This window comes from Mesorhizobium sp. M0293 (genome assembly GCF_040321735.1).
Taxonomy (GTDB): Bacteria; Pseudomonadota; Alphaproteobacteria; order Rhizobiales; family Rhizobiaceae; genus Mesorhizobium.
Genome location: NZ_JAMYSA010000123.1, coordinates 1 through 16,260, shown reverse-complemented (window position 1 = coordinate 16,260; position 16,260 = coordinate 1). Strand labels below are relative to the sequence as shown.

The following is a 16,260-nucleotide window of genomic DNA, read 5'->3' as shown; positions in this document are numbered from 1 at the left end:
GAGGGCTCCGCAAATCACGAAGCCCCTCATGAATCACATTCGCATCCCATACGCACCTCCCGTTAACCCGAAGCGATTGCCCTGGCCCGGCTCCGCCCGTCGATTGCCAATGTAGTCGTCACTGGCTAGCTTGCTGTAGGGACGGGGGCGCGCATGTCGGTTGAACAGATATTATGGTCGCAAGACGCAACCGGCCTCGCCGATCTGATTCGCAAGGGCGAGGTCTCGCCCATCGAGCTGACCGAGGCCGCGATTGCCCGCGCCGAGGCCACCCGTCCCGACATCAACGCCACGGCCGTGTCGCTCTATGATGCCGCCCGCGCCCGCGCAAGGATCGTCGACCGCTCGCTGCCGCTGGCCGGCGTCCCGTTCGCCATCAAGGATCTCGGCATCGCCATCAAGGGCGTGTCGACGCATGGCGGCAGCCGCATTCCGGCATGGCTGGCCGACGTCGATTCAGCGCTCACCGACCGCTATCTTGCCGCCGGGCTCATTCCGATCGTCACCTCGACGTCGCCGGAACACGGGCTGCGGCTGATGACCGAATCCAAAGCCTTCGGCATCACCTGCAATCCGTGGAACACCGGCCATACCAGCGGTGGCTCGTCGGGCGGTGCGGCGGCATTGGTCGCCGCCGGCGTCGTGCCGGTGGCGCACGCCTCGGATGGCGGCGGCTCGATCCGCGTGCCTGCCGCCTGCACTGGGCTTGTCGGCCTGAAGACGTCGCGCGGCCGCACACCGCTGACGCCCCTGGTGAGCGAAAGCTGGTACGGCATGGTGGTCGACCATGCGCTCACCCGTTCGGTGCGCGATAGCGCCCTGCTGCTCGACCTCACCCACGGTCCCGACCTTTTGTCGCCCTATGCCGCGCCGCCGCCGAAAGGCACGTTCGCGGCGGCCGCAGCGCGCGATCCAGGCAAGCTCAGCCTGGCTGTGTACCGCAAATCGCCGCTTGGCCTGCCGATCTCGGAAGAGACGCTCAAAGCGCTCGACACGGCGGTGGCGCTTGCCCGCGAGGGCGGCCACACCGTCGAGGAGATCGACTTGCCATACATAGGGCGCGATTTCCTCGCCGGCTTCTGCAGGACGGTTGCCTCGGCCGTCGCCGGCACGATGAGGGCGGAGGCGCTGCGTGTCGGCCGTTCCGTTACGGGTGATGTCGAGCGGGCCACTCGCGTGCTCGGCAGGTTGGGCGAGATGCTGTCAGCCGGCGAGACCTATGCCGACCTGCAGCGGCTGCATGCCGCCTCGCGGCAGCTGATCGCCGAGACTGCTCCGTATGACGCCGTGCTGATGCCGATCATTGCCCATCCGCCGCTCGCCTGCGGCGCTATGGATCCGAAAGGCACCGACGAGTTCATTGAGAACCTGCTCGACAAGCTTCACCTGACGCCCTTGCTGAAGCTGAAACCGTTCTTCGGCCAGTTGATGGACAAGAGCCTCTGGTTCACTCATTGGCCGGCGATCCAGAATGTCAGCGGCCAGCCGTCGCTCGCGCTGCCCGTCCATGTCACCGACGCCGGCCTGCCGCTCGGCATCCAGGCGGCGGGCCGCCCGGGCGACGAGGAGACGCTGCTGTCGCTCGCCGCGCAGATGGAAAAGATCTCAGGTTGGCTGGGCCGCAGGGCTCCGCTGATGACGACGTCATGATGACGAGGTCGTGAGGCGCTCGAATATGACAGCAAAGCCATTTGCGGGGGGCGCCAATTCCCGCTAAGACGCCGCCGTCCTTACCGATCTCCAGGGAACCAAGCCGATGACGGAAATAACCGCCACCGCCGAAATGCAGGCGGCCCTGCTTTCACGGGCGCTGCCCTACATGCAGCGCTACGAGAACAAGACCGTTGTGGTGAAATATGGCGGCCATGCCATGGGCGATACCGAGCTCGGCAAGGCGTTCGCCCGCGACATCGCGCTCCTGAAGCAATCCGGCGTCAACCCGATCGTCGTCCATGGCGGCGGCCCGCAGATCGGCGCCATGCTGGCCAAGATGGGCATCGAATCCAAGTTCGAGGGCGGCCTGCGCGTCACCGACCAGAAGACGGTCGAGATCGTCGAAATGGTGCTGGCCGGTTCGATCAACAAGGAGATCGTCGCGCTGATCAACGCCGAGGGCGAATGGGCGATCGGCCTGTGCGGCAAGGACGGCAACATGGTGTTCGCCGAAAAGGCGCGCAAGACGATGATCGATCCGGACTCCAACATCGAGCGCGTGCTCGATCTCGGCTTCGTCGGCGAACCGGTCGAGGTCGACCGCACGCTGCTCGACCTTCTGGCGCGCTCCGAAATGATCCCGGTGCTGGCGCCGGTGGCGCCCGGCCGCGACGGCCACACCTACAACATCAATGCCGATACCTTCGCCGGCGCCATCGCCGGAGCCTGCCAGGCAACGCGGCTGCTGTTCCTCACCGATGTGCCGGGCGTGCTCGACAAGAACAAGAAGCTCATCGACGAGCTGACCGTGGCCGAGGCCAAGGCGCTGATCAAGGACGGCACCGTCTCGGGCGGCATGATCCCCAAGGTCGAAACCTGCATCGAAGCGATTGAGCGCGGCGTCGAAGGCGTCGTCATCCTAAACGGCAAGACGCCGCATTCGGTGCTGCTCGAGCTGTTCACCGAACACGGCGCCGGCACGCTGATCGTGCCGTAACAGATCATCAGCCGGCTAATTTTCTCTCCTCGGCTGTTGGGCGATTGCCCATGTCGGGAATGGCCGGCTTGCGCACCGCACGTCGAACGGTCATCGATTCCTCCTCGGCGTCCTGCGGCGCGCCCCAGAATTCGGCAAGCGTCGGGCCGTCTTTCCCCCTGATGTCGCGGACCAGAAATCCCCAAATCTCACGGAACCAGACACGGCGGCCCATCTGCGTATACCAGCGCATCGAATGGCGCTGCTCCGGATCCTTGTGAAACAGGATGCGCGCCAGCGCCTTCGGCCGCGACTGCACCGCCAGTTCGATCAGCTTGACGCTGAAGAACAGCATCCAAGGTTTCAGCCGCGTCATCTGCAGCACCTGATGCTTGTAATCCCACAGCCGGGCATCCCTTTGGATCACCTTGCGATCCCGGGCGATCCTGAAGAACGGCGTCCAGCGATGCGGCGTCACATAAAGCGCCTGGATCTGGTCCGGGTCGTAGGCGATGAGCTGCCGGAAGCCGCGCCAAAGATCGCGAAACCCTTCGTCCTCGAAGCCTGCCACCCAGGTCGCCATCGACAGGATGCCGTGCAGGCGCAGCAGCCTTATCGCCTCGCGGTCGGATGAGGTGCTGCCGCCCTTGCGGATCAATTGAAGCGTCTGCTCGTCGGTGTTTTCCATGCCGAGCAGCCAGCGGATGATGCCGGCCTTGCGGTAGAGATGCAGGATGTCGGCATCGCGCACGATGTCGTCGGCGCGGGTCGAGCCGACGATCAGCACCGGCACGTTCTCGCCGATCAGGGCGTCGAGGAAGGCGCGCCATGCCTTCTTCGAAACCGTCGGATTCTCGTCGGCAAGATTGATCAGCTCGACGCCGTGCTCGCGGTGCAGCCAGGCGATCTCTTGCGCGAATTTCACGGGATCGCGATGCCGCCAACGGGTCCAGAAGCCGCGCTGGCCGCAATAGTTGCACAGATGCGGGCAGCCGCGCGAAAACTGCATGACGACGGCCCGCTTGCCGCCCCAATAGCTATAGTGGGAGTGGTCAACTAGCTCCCAGCCGACGCGGTAGACGTCGAGGTCGGCAATGGTCATGGCAGGCTGCGTGGCAAAGGGACGGCGCAGATCGTCGCGATAGGCGATGCCGGCCACGCTCGCCGGCGGCTGGTGCATTTCCAGCGCCTCGACCAGCGCTACGATAGTCGCCTCGCCCTCGCCGCGCACGATGAAGTCGAAGACGTCCGTACCGGCCAGGATGTCGCGCCAGTGATAGGTCGGGAAGACGCCGCCATAGATGATGATGGTCGCCGGCTCATACTGCTTGATCAGCTCAGCGATCAGCAAGGCGGTCGGGTGCGCCGAGGTCGAACCGGAATGGCCGATCAGGACGAAGTCGGGGCGATCCGTGAGCGCGTTGCGCACGACGATATCGAGCGGCATCAGTCCCAATTCGGCGTCGACAAGGCGCACCTCATGGCCGGCATCGATCAGAGGGCCGCCCAGAGCCAGCAGACCGAGCGGCGGCAGGTGATCGTCGGGCACGCGGCTGCCGATGGCGGTGTGCGGCGGATTGATCAAGACGATTTTCATGGCGGACCTCCTGGGCATTTGGTCCGCGCAAACTGGCCGGCGATGTGGACACGCGCTTGGCTAGTTCCAGCAGTTTGCGTGCAGCTTTCCCGCAAGAATACGGAAGGCAGGCATCGTCATCGCCTGAGGTGGGCGAGCGGCACGTGGCCGGGTCCCTTGATGTTTTGCAGCACGAGCTGGGTGTGGACATCGCGCACGCCGTCGAGCCGCATCAGCCGATGCATGACGAAGGCGTTGAGTTCGTCGACCGACGGCACCATGACATGCAGCAGGAAATCGTGGTCGCCGGTCATCGTCCAGCACGAGGACACCTCATCCATGCGCTGGACGGCGGCGATGAAGCTTTCGGGCGAGCCGTCACTGTGGCTGACTAGGCGCACTTGGATGAACACCTCGACCATCAGCCCGACCGCGCGCCGGCTGATCGCCGCGGCAAAGCCCTTGATGATGCCGGCCTCCTGCAACGCCTCGAAGCGCCGCGCGCACGGCGTCGTCGACAGGCCGATCTCTTGCGCCAATTCGGACACCGGCTTGCGCCCGTCGCGCTGCAGGACATCGAGCATCTTGATCTCGAAATCGTCGAATTGAGGCATTTTCACTCCTTATAGATAGTTTCTGAGTGAATCTTATCTCGATTTCTGCCTTCGAGTCATCATCAAAACCGATTTGCCTCGGCAAATCCGGTTAACCTTCAGCACGTCAGCCATTCATGATTTGCGAGGAGAAAAACCATGACGACGATGAGCGTTGCCGAATATGCCCACGACTGTGCGGCGCAAGGCCTTCGCGGCGATTATTCGGTCTGCCGAGCCGATTTCACCGTGGCGCAGGGTTACGATTACAGCGCCGAGGAGCAGGCGGTGTGGCGCACGCTGTGCGACCGCCAGACCAAACTGACGCGCAAGCTCGCCCACCATTCCTATCTCGACGGCGTCGAAAAGCTGGGCCTGCTCGATCGGATTCCCGATTTCGCAGACGTCAGCACCAAGCTGCGCAAGCTGACAGGCTGGGAGATCGTTGCCGTGCCGGGTCTCATCCCCGCCGCACCGTTCTTCGACCATCTCGCCAACCGCCGCTTCCCGGTCACCAACTGGCTGCGGACCAGGCAGGAACTCGACTACATCGTCGAGCCGGATATGTTCCACGACTTCTTCGGCCACGTGCCGGTGCTGTCGCAGCCGGTGTTTGCCGACTTCATGCAAATGTATGGCCGCAAGGCCGGCGACATCATTGCGCTCGGCGGCGACGAGATGATCACCCGGCTCTACTGGTACACGGCCGAATACGGCCTGATGCAGGAAGCCGGCCAGCCGCTGAAAGCCTTTGGCGCCGGCCTGATGTCATCGTTCACGGAATTGCAGTTCGCCGTCGACGGCAAGGACGCCCACCACGTGCCCTTCGACCTGGAAACGGTGATGCGCACCGGCTACGAGATTGACAAGTTCCAGCGCGCCTATTTCGTGCTGCCGTCGTTCGACGCGTTGCGCGATGCTTTCCAGACCGCCGACTTCAAGGCGATCGTCGCCCGCCGCAAGGGCCAGCCAGCGCTCGACCCGGCGACGGTCTAAATTTCCGCAAGCGTGTCGCGAACTCCCGTCCTCAATGGGGCGGGAGCCATCGGCACTCCTATCGCCCGTTTGGAGTGTCGGCCCCCTCGGCCTTCAGCCGCGCCAGTTGAGCGCGCTGCAGGTCGAGCGCGGCATCGACGAAGCGCGATATGGTTGCGAGCTCCGCGTCGCTGAAGGTGGCGATCACCTTTTCGCCCTCCCGCGCGATCGCACCGTAGTAGCGCGCCGACAGTTCACGCGTGGTCTCGGTCGCCTTGATCACAACCTTGCGCCTGTCTTCCAGACTGCGCGTGCGCGTCAGGAGGCCGCGCGCCTCCAGCCGGTCGATCAGCGCGGTCACAGCCGCCGGCGTCAGCCCGGTCACCGTGGCGATCGCGCCGGCAGATTGCGGTCCACCATGGAGCAGCCCGATGCAATGGCGCTCGGCCATGTTCAGCCCAAGCCTCACGCCCACTGCCTCGTCATAGGCTTGCGTCGCGTCCTGCCATTGCATGATGGCAAGGCCGATTGCCGTCGTCAGTGCGGTGCGATTGTTGCTTGACGAATTTACTTCGATCATCTAACTATCAATCTGTCTAACATTTAGATTATCTCAGCAATATGCAGCCGCAGTGCCCTGCAAGGCAAGAGCTGGCCGCCGACAAGGAGTGAAAAATGAGCTTGATTCAACAGCGGGCGCCCCTTTCGCATGAGGAGGAGTTCAAATATGCCAAGCTGGCAATGGAATGGTACGGCTGGGGATCCCCCATCGGTCTCGGCATTCTGCTCGTCTCGTTGGCCGCAGCCGCCGTGCTGGTGCGTATCGCCGTCTACGGCCTTTGAGCCATGTCCTACATCTGCCGGCGCCATCACCGGCGCCGGCATTGTCCCTCAATCCCAAAAGCTGCCGTAGGACCGTCAGGCGGTGACCACCTTGCTCAGATGGTCGCCCAGCCGGCAGGCCAGCGCGGTGATCGTCGTCGTCGGGTTGCATTGGCCCGACGTGCAGAACACCGATGAGCCGCCGACATAGAGATTGTCCATGCCGTGCACTTTGCAATTGGCGTCGACGACACTCCTGGTGACGTCCGTGCCCATGCGCGTGCCGCCCATGTGGTGATGGCCCGCCGTCTCGTCATTGGTCGGGTAGTCCTGACCATTGCTGATCCAGTCGGCAATGCGCACGCGGCCGAGATTCTTCTCGATCAGCGTCGTGCCGAACAGTCTGAGCCCTTCGAGCAGGGTGCGGCGTTCCATCTCCGACTTCTTCCAGTGCAGCTCGATGCGCGGCACGCCGGCGTGGTCGACATCGGTCTTCGACAGCTCGACCTGGTTGGAGGCGAGCGGCGCCTGTTCCCAGGCGACATAGAGCTGCGCCGCGCAGCGCAGCCTCTGGCTGAGCTTGGAGGACATCCATTCGGCCATGTTGGTCGCCGTGCAGGCGAGATCGGCGATGAGGTTCTTGACGCCGGGATACGGCGTTTCGATCAGCCTGATGCCGAAGTTCATGATCTGCAGGCGCTCCACAGCGGCAAGCGTCGGCGAAAAGAAGGCCTCGTTGACCGCATCGACCTCGAACGCGCCATAGTCGGCCAGGATGGCGTTGCCGCCCTGGAAGGTCGGATGCTCCATCCAGTAGCGGCCAAGCGCCGTTGCGTTCGGCACGACGCCGCCGTTCGAGCGTTGGTTCGACCACAGAAGCAGCCGCGAATTCTCCAGTCCGCCGGTGCAGACGATGAAATAGTCGGCGCTGAAGGAGCCGGCATCCTGCCCGTTCGACCACAGCCTGGCACCCGTCACGCGTCTGCCGTCGCCGGCAAGTTCGGTGGCACAGGTGTTGAGCACCACGGCAATGTTCCTGGCTTTGTCGAGTTCGTCGCCGAACTTCTCGGCGAAGCGCACAGCCGGGCTCTTGATCAGCTGCACCCAGCGAATGTCGTCCGAGATCGGCATGTCCGGCCGGAAGGCCGGAAGGTCGAGAATATCGCGCACTTCCGTCAGATAGGGCTCGATGTCGGCGCGGCGGATCGGCCAGCCCGTATCGGGCACCCAGGCCTTCGGCTCGAAATCCTGTTTGTCGAGCACGCGGCACCAGCCTGCCCAGTGGTTGGAACTGCCGCCCATGAACCGCAGCCGGGTGACGTCGAGATCGAAATAGAAATCGCCGACCGTGGCGCCACGGTAGAAATCCTGCGACGCGTCGCTGAACTCACGCGAGCCAGCCTCCATCACCACGACCGGAACGCCGGCGGCGCCGAGTTTGCGGGCAATGGTCGTGCCGGCCGGGCCGGAGCCGAGGATGCAGACCTTGGGAGTGAAGTTCGCGTCGCGATACGCCTCGTAGCTGTCGAAGATCATGCCAGGTCGCTCCGCTTCAGGATCCAGCCATTGATCTCGACGATCTCGTTCGGGTCGGCCCCGGATGGATCGGCCTGGGATTGACCGGGACGGGCGCCATCGGCATCGGGCAGCTTGCGGAACATCGACAGGGCAGGCAGTGCGACCAGCGCCTGCACGAGCGTGCGGCGTGACATTTTTTCGATGAAGAAACTCATGACCAGTCTCTCGGGTTAGGGCCTCGACTACGCATGGCATTCCCGGAATGAGTTCCCTGAACGACACATGCCTCGCTGCAGAAGCCAGTATCGCGCCAAGCTTCACCACAAAGCTGCGAAAACCCGGTTAGACGGTGCAACCAAGTGCAAGCAGGGTTAGAATTTTCTTAACGGACCAGCGTATCGGCTGCCTGATCAGGCCGCTTCGGAAATGTCCGTGTCGAGGATCGTCAGGTTGCGGCCCTGGTGCTTGGCCTGGTAGAGGCGCCGGTCGGCGGCGCGCATCAGGTCCGATACGCTGACATCCTCGCCACAAACGGTGCCGCCGATGCTGACGGTGAGCGGAATGGTCCGCTCGTCGACGGGCCGGAAGCGGATCAGCTCGACTTCGCGGCGAATGCGCTCGGCGACGCGCTTGGCCTCCTGCTCGGTGGCGCCGACCAGGAAGCCGCCGAACTCCTCGCCGCCGATGCGGCCGAGCACATCGCCGCTGCGCACGCCGCGCTGGATCGCGCTGGCGATCAAAAGCAGCGCGTCATCGCCAGTCAGGTGGCCAAAATTGTCGTTGATCCTCTTGAAGTGGTCGGCGTCGATGATCAGCAACGCGCCGCGATCGGACTTGCGGCGCGAACCGTCCAGTGCGGCAAAGAAGCTTTCCCGGTTGAGCATGCCGGTCATGTCGTCGCGGCTCGCCTTTTCCGCCAGGCGGCGATGCGCGGCGGCAAGCTGGGCATGAGCGCGAGCGAGGTCGCGATGCGCGTTTTTCAGCCTGTCGCTTTGCCAGAAAGTGCTTGCGCTGGCGGCCCATGCCAGCACCAGCGGACAGAGCGTGGAGGTCAGCCAGATCGTGCGGTTGACCGGAAATCCCATCGCCGGAACGATGATCAGCGTCAAAAGGAGGGAGGCCGCGACAGAGGCGAAAGCAACGGCGGCGGATCTCAGAATTATGCTGTTCATCGCTTGCTCCCACAAGACTGTCTCTGTGCCAGCAAGCCCTGAAGGCCACCTTTCCCGGATGCCTAAAATTTGAATCGTGAGGCAATTTACGCAACCTCAACGAGCAGAAGTTGTGGATAAAGTCTCTTTCAGGCTGCCCGTTTCATGCCATAAGGATCGCATGACCACGCTCCCTGATCCCGCCCGCTTCGCCCATGTCACCGATTGGGTGTTCGACCTCGACAACACGCTCTATCCGCATCATTCGAATCTGTTCTCGCAGATCGACGTCAAGATGACCGCCTATGTCGGCGAACTTCTGGCGCTGCCGCGCGACGACGCGCGCAAGTTGCAGAAGGAACTCTACCGCGAATATGGCACGACGCTGAACGGACTGATGACGCGCCACGGCATCGACCCCGACGATTTCCTCGAGAAGGTCCATGACATCGATTATTCATGGCTGGTGCCAGATCCCGTCCTTGGCACCGCCATCCGCCAACTCCCGGGCCGCAAATTCATCTTCACCAATGGCGACCGCAGGCACGCCGAACGCACCGCGCGCCAACTCGGCATCCTCGACCATTTCGACGACATCTTCGACATCGTCGCTGCTGGGCTCAATCCCAAGCCGGCACGCCAGACCTACGAGAAGTTCGCGGAACTCCACGCCGTCACCGGCCACAATGCAGTGATGTTCGAAGACCTTGCCCGCAACCTTTCGGTGCCGAAGTCGCTGGGCATGACCACGGTGCTTATCGTGCCGCGCAATTTTGAGCCGACCTTTTCCGAGATCTGGGAGCGCGACCCAGCCAACGAGGATGACGTCGATTTCGTCACCGACGACCTCGCGACGTTTCTCACGGCGATTGTGGAGGAGGGGGTAGGGAATTGAAGAATTGAAGAGCTGACGAATTGGGAATTGATTCGGACGTAGAGATCGCAATTCCCTCATTCTTCAATTCTTCAATTCTTCAATTCTTCAATTCCCCAGCTCTCCGATCCCAGCCCTACTCCCCTAACTTGTAGAACCGGCTGATGATCTCCCAGGCCTCGTCGGCGGTGTCGACGAAATCGATGATATCCTGGTCGCCGGGACTGATCGTGCCCTGTTCGGCGAGGAAGTCGAGATCGATCGCCCGTTTCCAGAAGGATTTGCCAAACAGGATCACCGGCACGCGCTCCATGCGCCCTGTCTGGATCAGGGTGAGCGTCTCGAAGAATTCGTCCATCGTGCCGAAGCCGCCCGGAAACACCGCGACCGCCTTGGCGCGCATGACGAAATGCATCTTACGAATGGCGAAATAGTGGAAATTGAAACAAAGCTCCGGCGTCACGTAGATGTTCGGCGCTTGCTCGTGCGGCAGGACGATGTTGAGGCCGATCGATGGCGCGCCGACATCGTCGGCGCCGCGGTTTCCCGCTTCCATCACTCCGGGTCCGCCGCCGGTCACCACGACATATTCGCGGTAGTATGACGTGGCTGACTGCTGCGAGCAGAGGCGGGCGAATTTGCGCGCCTCCTCGTAGTATTTGCTGTTTTCCTCGAGGTTCTTCCTCTGCATCTCGTTCTTGGCCGCCCAGGCCTCGCCGCCGGGTTCGGGCAGGCGTGCGCCACCGAACAGGATCACCGTCGAATGGATGCCGCGTTCGGCCAGGATCATCTCAGGCTTCAAGAGTTCGAGCTGCAACCTGACCGCACGCAATTCGCGCCGCGTCATGAAGTCGGGATCGTTCCAGGCCAGCCGGTATGTTTCGGCACGCGTCTGCGGCGTGTCCGGCACGCTCTTCGACCGCTCCAGATCCTCGTCCGAATGCGGTAGCGGGGTCCACCCCGCCTTTTCCATAGGAGTCATAATTGCCTTACCCGTCCAAATTCTTCAGTTGCGCCGTCCCATGGCGCAGCCGCGATTGACCCTCATTGAGCCTTAACATAAGCAGGTTCCGCAAAAGTGTCCGGCGGTTTTGCGACAAGAACCTGCTACATGCAAAGACCCAGGCAGGCAAAGCCTGCCAGGGGTCCGCGCGACTTTCAAAACAGGTTAAGACGCAGCCCCTTAACAGCTTGGTAATGGAGCGAATTCATGTCGAAGCCCGATCTGGCGAGTCTCGAAAAGACCATTGAGAAGGCTTTTGAGGAACGCGACGCGATTTCGACAGCGACCCGTGGCGAAACACGTGATGCCATCCAGTCGGCACTCGACCTGCTCGACCGCGGCACCGTCCGCGTCGCCGAGCGGCAAGCCGACGGCAAGTGGCATGTCAACCAATGGCTCAAGAAAGCCGTTCTGTTGTCCTTCCGGCTCAACCCGATGGAAATCATCAAGGGCGGCCCGGGCCAAGCCGTGTGGTGGGACAAGGTGCCGTCGAAGTTCGATGGCTGGAGCGCGGTCGATTTCGAGAAGGCGGGCTTCCGTGCCGTGCCGTCGTCTATCGTTCGCCGTTCGGCCTATGTCGCGCCGGGCGCCGTACTGATGCCGTCCTTCGTCAATGTCGGAGCCTATGTCGATACCGGCACCATGGTCGACACCTGGGCCTCGGTCGGCTCCTGCGCCCAGATCGGCAAGAACGTGCATCTGTCCGGCGGCGTCGGCATCGGCGGCGTGCTGGAGCCGATGCAGGCCGGCCCGACAATCATCGAGGACAATTGCTTCATCGGCGCGCGCTCGGAGGTGGTCGAGGGCTGCATCGTGCGCGAAGGCTCGGTGCTCGGCATGGGCGTCTTCATCGGCCAGTCGACCAAGATCGTCGACCGCGCCACCGGCGAGATTTTCTATGGCGAAGTGCCCCCGAATTCCGTCGTCGTTGCTGGCTCGCTGCCTGGCAAGCCGTTTCCGAACAACGAGCCGGGCCCCGGCCTCTACTGCGCCGTCATCGTCAAGCGTGTCGATGCGAAGACCCGGTCCAAGACCTCGATCAACGAATTGCTGCGCGATTGATCTTTGCGCAAAGCGAGCGCACCTTCCGCCGGCGCGACAATCGGTCGCGCTGGTTCAATATGGAGGGGTGACATGGACTGGAAATATCTGCTCACAAGCTTCGACGGCCGCATCAACCGTGCCAAATTCTGGGCCTCGATTGGAGTTTTCATCGTCATTGGCATTGTTGCCTTTATTCTCGATGCGATCCTCGGCACACGCATCACCACGGCCAGCGGCGCCCAGATCGGCATCGTCGGTATTCTCGTCGCTCTGGCCTCGATCTATTTCGCACTCGCAGTCTATGCCAAGCGCTGGCATGATCGCGGCAAGTCGGGCTGGTGGAGCCTGATCATGCTGGTGCCTTTCATCGGCCCGATCTGGTTTCTGGTGGAATGCGGCATTCTCGAAGGCGCCAGGGGCGCCAATCAATATGGACCGGACCCGCTTGCCTGACAGATCAGATCTCACCTGGCTTTTCTTCAAAACCTCGGGCCGCGTCAGTCGCGCGGCCTATTTTCTTGGTGGGCTGCTCGTCGCCATCATCCAGGCCTTCCCGCTCTACCGCTTCACGCTGGTGCCGGAGGGCTCGCCCGAGAGCAATATGTGGTCGTTCATCTTCTTCATCGTCTTCATCGCCTCGCTGTGGTCGAACATCGCACTGGCGGTGAAGCGGCTGCACGACTTGGACAAGCCGGGCATTGCCGCGCTGATCCTGTTCGTGCCTGTCGTCTCGATCGTCGCCTTCCTTGTGTTGTGCCTGTTTCCAGGGCAGCCTGGACCCAATCGCTATGGCCAGCGCACCAATGAGCCGGCACAACACTGAGGGCTGATCGGACATGCGCTACCGCACGCTTGATCCGAAACTGATCATCGAGACCGCTGAACGGCTGGAGATACGCGTCGCCGAGCGTTTCCCTGAGGCCGGCCTGCGCGGCGTTGCGGCCGAGTTGGTGTCGCTGTCGCGCGATCTGGCACGGGGCGCCAAGGCACTGGAAGCGCCGATCTGGTGGCTGCGCGGCCTCATCGTTGCCGCTGTCGTTGCCGGCGCACTGATGTTCATCTTCGTCGGCACCGTCCTGCCGTTCGACCGCATTTCCAAACCCGGTGATGCCGTCCAGTCGGTGCAAGGCATCGAAGCTTCGCTCAACATGTTCATCCTCGCCATTGTCGGGTTCCTCGCCTTGATCCGCTCCGAGGAGCGCATCAAGCGCAAGCAGGTCTTTCGCCAGTTGCACGGCCTGCGATCCCTGATCCACGTCATCGACATGCACCAGCTGACCAAGGATCCGGCCGCTCTTTCCATCAGTTTCAAGCCGACCTCGCACTCGCCGGCCCGCATCATCGATGCCGCCGACCTGGCGCGCTATCTCGACTATTGCTCCGAAATGCTGTCGATCACCGGCAAGATCGCCGCGCTGTTCGCGCAGTCGGTCAATGACGCCGTCGTCATCGATGGCGTCAACGACATCGAGAACCTGGCGTCCAACCTGTCGCGGAAAATCTGGCAGAAGATCACGTTGATCGACGGCCGGCCGGCGCCGCGACAATCTGCTCCGGCGCCAGGCCCGGCGAGCCAAGCCGCTCCGATTCCACCTCGCGCACCAGCGCGGTGATCCGCTTGACCATCGGCGCCGGCGTGCCGGCTTTTTCCGCCAGCCGCAAAATAGCGCCCTGCAAGTCATCGATTTCCGTCGGCCGACCACGTTGCAGATCGTCCCACATCGACGAGCGCGCCTGCGGGTCGATCGCCAGCATGCGCCGGGCCAGCAGTTTGAACAGCCAGTCCGGCAGTCTTAGCACCTTCGGCAGCAGGGCTGGCCGCAGGCCGGCGATCCGCGCCGGCTCGATGCCGGACGCCTTCATCGCCTGTAGTGCCTCGTCGATCTGGCCGGCCAGGATCAGCCGCCAGCGACGGTCGGCAAGTTCGGTCGCCAGCGGCAGGTCCGAAAGCGCCACCAACGCGTTGTTCAAATTCATCAGCAGCTTGCCCCACAGAACGGCCTTCATGTCGCCATGGGCTTCGACCGCAAACCCTTCGACACCGAGCAGGCCGATCAGGCCGGCGTCGCCGTCTTCGACCATCACCTTGCCGTCGCTGGCGCGGTGAACGCGCAGCGGCAGTTCGCCATCCGAGGGCTGTACGACATTGAACGGCACCATGCCGGCCAGCACCGTTCGCCCGGCCAGCACCGTTCGCCCGGCAAGCCCGGCGCGCAGTCTGTCGGCATTCTCGACGCCGTTCTGCAGGCTGACCACCACAGCATCCGGACGGGCATGGGCCTTGATGAGATCTGCCATATCCTGCGTCGCGCCGCTCTTGACCGTGACCAGGACCACATCCGCCTCCGGCAAGGCGACGGCCGGATCGGTGGTGACGGCAAGCGCCTTCGGCTTGATCGAGCGATCGCGGCCCTCAAGATCGCTGACCCGCAACCCGCCCTGCCGCAACGCCGCCTCGATGCGCGGCCGGGCCAGCAGAATCACCTCGCGCCCGGCGAGCGCCAGGCAGCCGCCGGCATAGCAGCCGATGCTGCCGGCGCCGGCAATGACGATCCTCTGGTCCCCGTTTGCCATCTCTTACTCCGCACCGGCCCGCAACTATACGACATGAAAACCATAATGTCGGCGCCATCACTGGCCCTTATGTCTGGCCGTGACAGGCCCTCCGCTTTCGACTATCGCTTTTGTCATGACGCTGCCGACTGATCCCGCCGAGAACCTCGCCGCCCTTATCCGTTGTACTTCGGTGACGCCCGCTGAGGGCGGCGCGCTGACCGCGCTGGAGACGATGCTGAAACCGCTCGGCTTCCTGGTCGATCGGCCGGTGTTTTCCGAAGACGGTACGCCCGATATCGAGAACCTTTATGCGCGACGGTCCGGCAACGGCCCGCATCTGATGTTCGCCGGCCATACCGACGTGGTGCCGGTCGGCGACGAAGCCGCCTGGACGCATCCGCCCTTCGCCGCCGAGATCGCCAATGGCGAGATGTATGGCCGTGGCGCAGTCGACATGAAGGGCGGCATCGCTTGTTTCATCGCCGCCGTGGCGCGCCATGTCGAACAGAATGGTGGTCCGAAAGGCTCGGTCTCGCTGCTGATCACCGGTGACGAGGAAGGGCCGGCCATCAACGGCACCGTCAAGCTGCTCGAATGGGCGGCTTCCAGGGGCGAGAAATGGGATGCCTCTGTTGTCGGCGAGCCGACCAACCCGGACGCGCTTGGCGACATGATCAAGATCGGACGGCGCGGCTCGATGTCCGGCGCCATCACGGTCAACGGCCGCCAGGGCCATGTCGCCTATCCCTTGCTTGCCGACAATCCGGTGCGCGGGCTGATGAGCCTGGTCGACGCCTTGCTGCACCCTGTCTTCGACAAGGGAACCAGGGATTTCCAGCCGACCAATCTGGAGATCACCTCCATCGATGTCGGCAACCCGGCCACCAATGTCATTGCGGCCAAGGCGACCGCGACCTTCAACATCCGCTTCAACGACACCTGGACAGCCGAGACCCTGCAGGCCGAGATCCACAACCGGCTCGACCAGGCGGCCAGGCGCAAGAAGTACCGGCAGGCCAAGAAGACCCCGGTCGACTACGAGCTCGTCTGGCGCGACCGGCCGAGCCATGTCTTCCTGACCCGCGACGACAAACTGATCGAAACGCTCCGCGGCTCGATCAAGTCGGCGATCGGCAAGGAGCCGACGCTGTCGACCTCCGGCGGCACGTCCGACGCGCGTTTTATCAAGGATTATTGCCCGGTGGTCGAGTTCGGGCTGGTCGGCAAGACCATGCACATGGTCGACGAGCGCGTCGCCATTGCCGATCTCGAAACGCTGACGCAAATCTACCAGCGCTTCATCGAAGACTGGTTCGGACAGGGTTGAGCATGCTTTCGGCGGACGAAACCCAAGCTTCGCTGACGGGCGCCTGGCGGCTGATGCTCGGCAAGACCGACGGATTGCGCCTGCTCGATCTATCGGCCGACGGCTTCTGGAATTCCTTTTTCGCCATTGTCGTTGCAGCCCCGGCGCTGCTCGTCGGCTGGGTGGGGGGGGGGCCCCCGGGGCGGGCGGCCC

General features: G+C 63.1%; 18 protein-coding genes and 1 pseudogene. 11 read left to right on the top strand and 8 right to left on the bottom strand.

Going from position 1 to position 16,260, the window contains the following annotated elements:
• Positions 1-153 precede the first annotated feature (153 nt).
• Positions 154-1,650: an amidase gene (locus NKJ06_RS29760; RefSeq protein ID WP_352811626.1), complete on the top strand. Its 1,497-nt coding sequence runs from the start codon at positions 154-156 to the stop codon at positions 1,648-1,650.
• 106 nt (positions 1,651-1,756) lie between these two features.
• Positions 1,757-2,650 (top strand): acetylglutamate kinase, encoded by an 894-nt coding sequence (gene argB / locus NKJ06_RS29755; RefSeq protein WP_352635618.1) that lies wholly within the window; start codon positions 1,757-1,759, stop codon positions 2,648-2,650.
• 7 nt (positions 2,651-2,657) lie between these two features.
• On the opposite strand, the gene bchE is transcribed toward argB, so the two are convergent.
• Both bchE and NKJ06_RS29745 read right to left on the bottom strand, forming a co-directional pair.
• Positions 2,658-4,226: a magnesium-protoporphyrin IX monomethyl ester anaerobic oxidative cyclase gene (gene bchE / locus NKJ06_RS29750; RefSeq protein ID WP_352635616.1), complete on the bottom strand. Its 1,569-nt coding sequence runs from the start codon at positions 4,224-4,226 to the stop codon at positions 2,658-2,660.
• Positions 4,227-4,342: 116 nt separating this feature from the next.
• A complete protein-coding gene (locus NKJ06_RS29745) occupies positions 4,343-4,819 on the bottom strand; it encodes an Lrp/AsnC family transcriptional regulator (protein ID WP_352635615.1) in 477 nt (158 codons plus the stop codon).
• A 138-nt stretch (positions 4,820-4,957) separates the two neighbouring features.
• On the opposite strand from NKJ06_RS29745, the gene phhA reads away from it, so the two are divergent.
• Entirely contained in the window at positions 4,958-5,794 is an 837-nt protein-coding gene (gene phhA / locus NKJ06_RS29740) for a phenylalanine 4-monooxygenase (RefSeq protein ID WP_352635614.1), read from the top strand.
• 58 nt (positions 5,795-5,852) lie between these two features.
• On the opposite strand, the gene NKJ06_RS29735 is transcribed toward phhA, so the two are convergent.
• Positions 5,853-6,353, bottom strand: coding sequence for a MarR family winged helix-turn-helix transcriptional regulator (locus NKJ06_RS29735; protein WP_352635612.1), 501 nt, complete (start codon positions 6,351-6,353; stop codon positions 5,853-5,855).
• A 95-nt stretch (positions 6,354-6,448) separates the two neighbouring features.
• On the opposite strand from NKJ06_RS29735, the gene NKJ06_RS29730 reads away from it, so the two are divergent.
• Positions 6,449-6,616: a hypothetical protein gene (locus NKJ06_RS29730; RefSeq protein WP_352635611.1), complete on the top strand. Its 168-nt coding sequence runs from the start codon at positions 6,449-6,451 to the stop codon at positions 6,614-6,616.
• A 75-nt stretch (positions 6,617-6,691) separates the two neighbouring features.
• On the opposite strand, the gene NKJ06_RS29725 is transcribed toward NKJ06_RS29730, so the two are convergent.
• From NKJ06_RS29725 to NKJ06_RS29715, 3 genes are all read right to left on the bottom strand, one after another.
• Positions 6,692-8,131, bottom strand: a complete 1,440-nt coding sequence (locus tag NKJ06_RS29725; RefSeq protein ID WP_352635609.1) for a GMC oxidoreductase — start codon at positions 8,129-8,131, stop codon at positions 6,692-6,694.
• A complete protein-coding gene (locus tag NKJ06_RS29720; RefSeq protein ID WP_352635608.1) occupies positions 8,128-8,328 on the bottom strand; it encodes a hypothetical protein in 201 nt (66 codons plus the stop codon). The genes NKJ06_RS29725 and NKJ06_RS29720 overlap by 4 nt, the downstream gene beginning before the upstream one ends.
• A 195-nt stretch (positions 8,329-8,523) precedes the next feature.
• Positions 8,524-9,285, bottom strand: a complete 762-nt coding sequence (locus NKJ06_RS29715; RefSeq protein WP_352635607.1) for a GGDEF domain-containing protein — start codon at positions 9,283-9,285, stop codon at positions 8,524-8,526.
• A gap of 160 nt (positions 9,286-9,445) precedes the next feature.
• On the opposite strand from NKJ06_RS29715, the gene NKJ06_RS29710 reads away from it, so the two are divergent.
• The gene (locus NKJ06_RS29710) at positions 9,446-10,159 is read left to right on the top strand and encodes a pyrimidine 5'-nucleotidase (RefSeq protein WP_352635605.1); all 714 of its coding nucleotides are present in this window, start codon (positions 9,446-9,448) and stop codon (positions 10,157-10,159) included.
• Between the two features lie 115 nt (positions 10,160-10,274).
• Here the strand turns inward: NKJ06_RS29710 and NKJ06_RS29705 are convergent, their stop codons facing one another.
• Entirely contained in the window at positions 10,275-11,120 is an 846-nt protein-coding gene (locus tag NKJ06_RS29705; RefSeq protein WP_352635604.1) for an LOG family protein, read from the bottom strand.
• A 228-nt stretch (positions 11,121-11,348) separates the two neighbouring features.
• Between NKJ06_RS29705 and dapD the strand changes: the two genes are divergently transcribed.
• The 4 genes from dapD (at position 11,349) to NKJ06_RS29685 (ending at position 13,798) form a co-directional block, all read left to right on the top strand.
• Positions 11,349-12,203, top strand: a complete 855-nt coding sequence (gene dapD, locus NKJ06_RS29700; protein ID WP_352635602.1) for a 2,3,4,5-tetrahydropyridine-2,6-dicarboxylate N-succinyltransferase — start codon at positions 11,349-11,351, stop codon at positions 12,201-12,203.
• A gap of 72 nt (positions 12,204-12,275) precedes the next feature.
• Positions 12,276-12,638, top strand: coding sequence for a DUF805 domain-containing protein (locus NKJ06_RS29695; RefSeq protein WP_352635600.1), 363 nt, complete (start codon positions 12,276-12,278; stop codon positions 12,636-12,638).
• Positions 12,631-13,008: a DUF805 domain-containing protein gene (locus NKJ06_RS29690; protein ID WP_352635598.1), complete on the top strand. Its 378-nt coding sequence runs from the start codon at positions 12,631-12,633 to the stop codon at positions 13,006-13,008. Before NKJ06_RS29695 ends, NKJ06_RS29690 begins: the two co-directional genes overlap by 8 nt.
• 13 nt (positions 13,009-13,021) lie before the next feature.
• Positions 13,022-13,798, top strand: coding sequence for a hypothetical protein (locus tag NKJ06_RS29685; RefSeq protein WP_352635596.1), 777 nt, complete (start codon positions 13,022-13,024; stop codon positions 13,796-13,798).
• Here NKJ06_RS29685 and NKJ06_RS29680 read toward each other — a convergent pair.
• The gene (locus NKJ06_RS29680) at positions 13,698-14,759 is read right to left on the bottom strand and encodes a 2-dehydropantoate 2-reductase (protein WP_352635594.1); all 1,062 of its coding nucleotides are present in this window, start codon (positions 14,757-14,759) and stop codon (positions 13,698-13,700) included. The genes NKJ06_RS29685 and NKJ06_RS29680 overlap by 101 nt on opposite strands.
• Before the next feature lie 115 nt (positions 14,760-14,874).
• Here NKJ06_RS29680 and dapE point away from each other — a divergent pair, with 115 nt between their 5' ends.
• Complete coding sequence (gene dapE, locus NKJ06_RS29675) at positions 14,875-16,068, top strand: succinyl-diaminopimelate desuccinylase (RefSeq protein WP_352635592.1); 1,194 nt, start codon at positions 14,875-14,877, stop codon at positions 16,066-16,068.
• Between the two features lie 2 nt (positions 16,069-16,070).
• Positions 16,071-16,260 (top strand): annotated as a pseudogene (locus NKJ06_RS29670) (hypothetical protein); the annotation flags it as partial.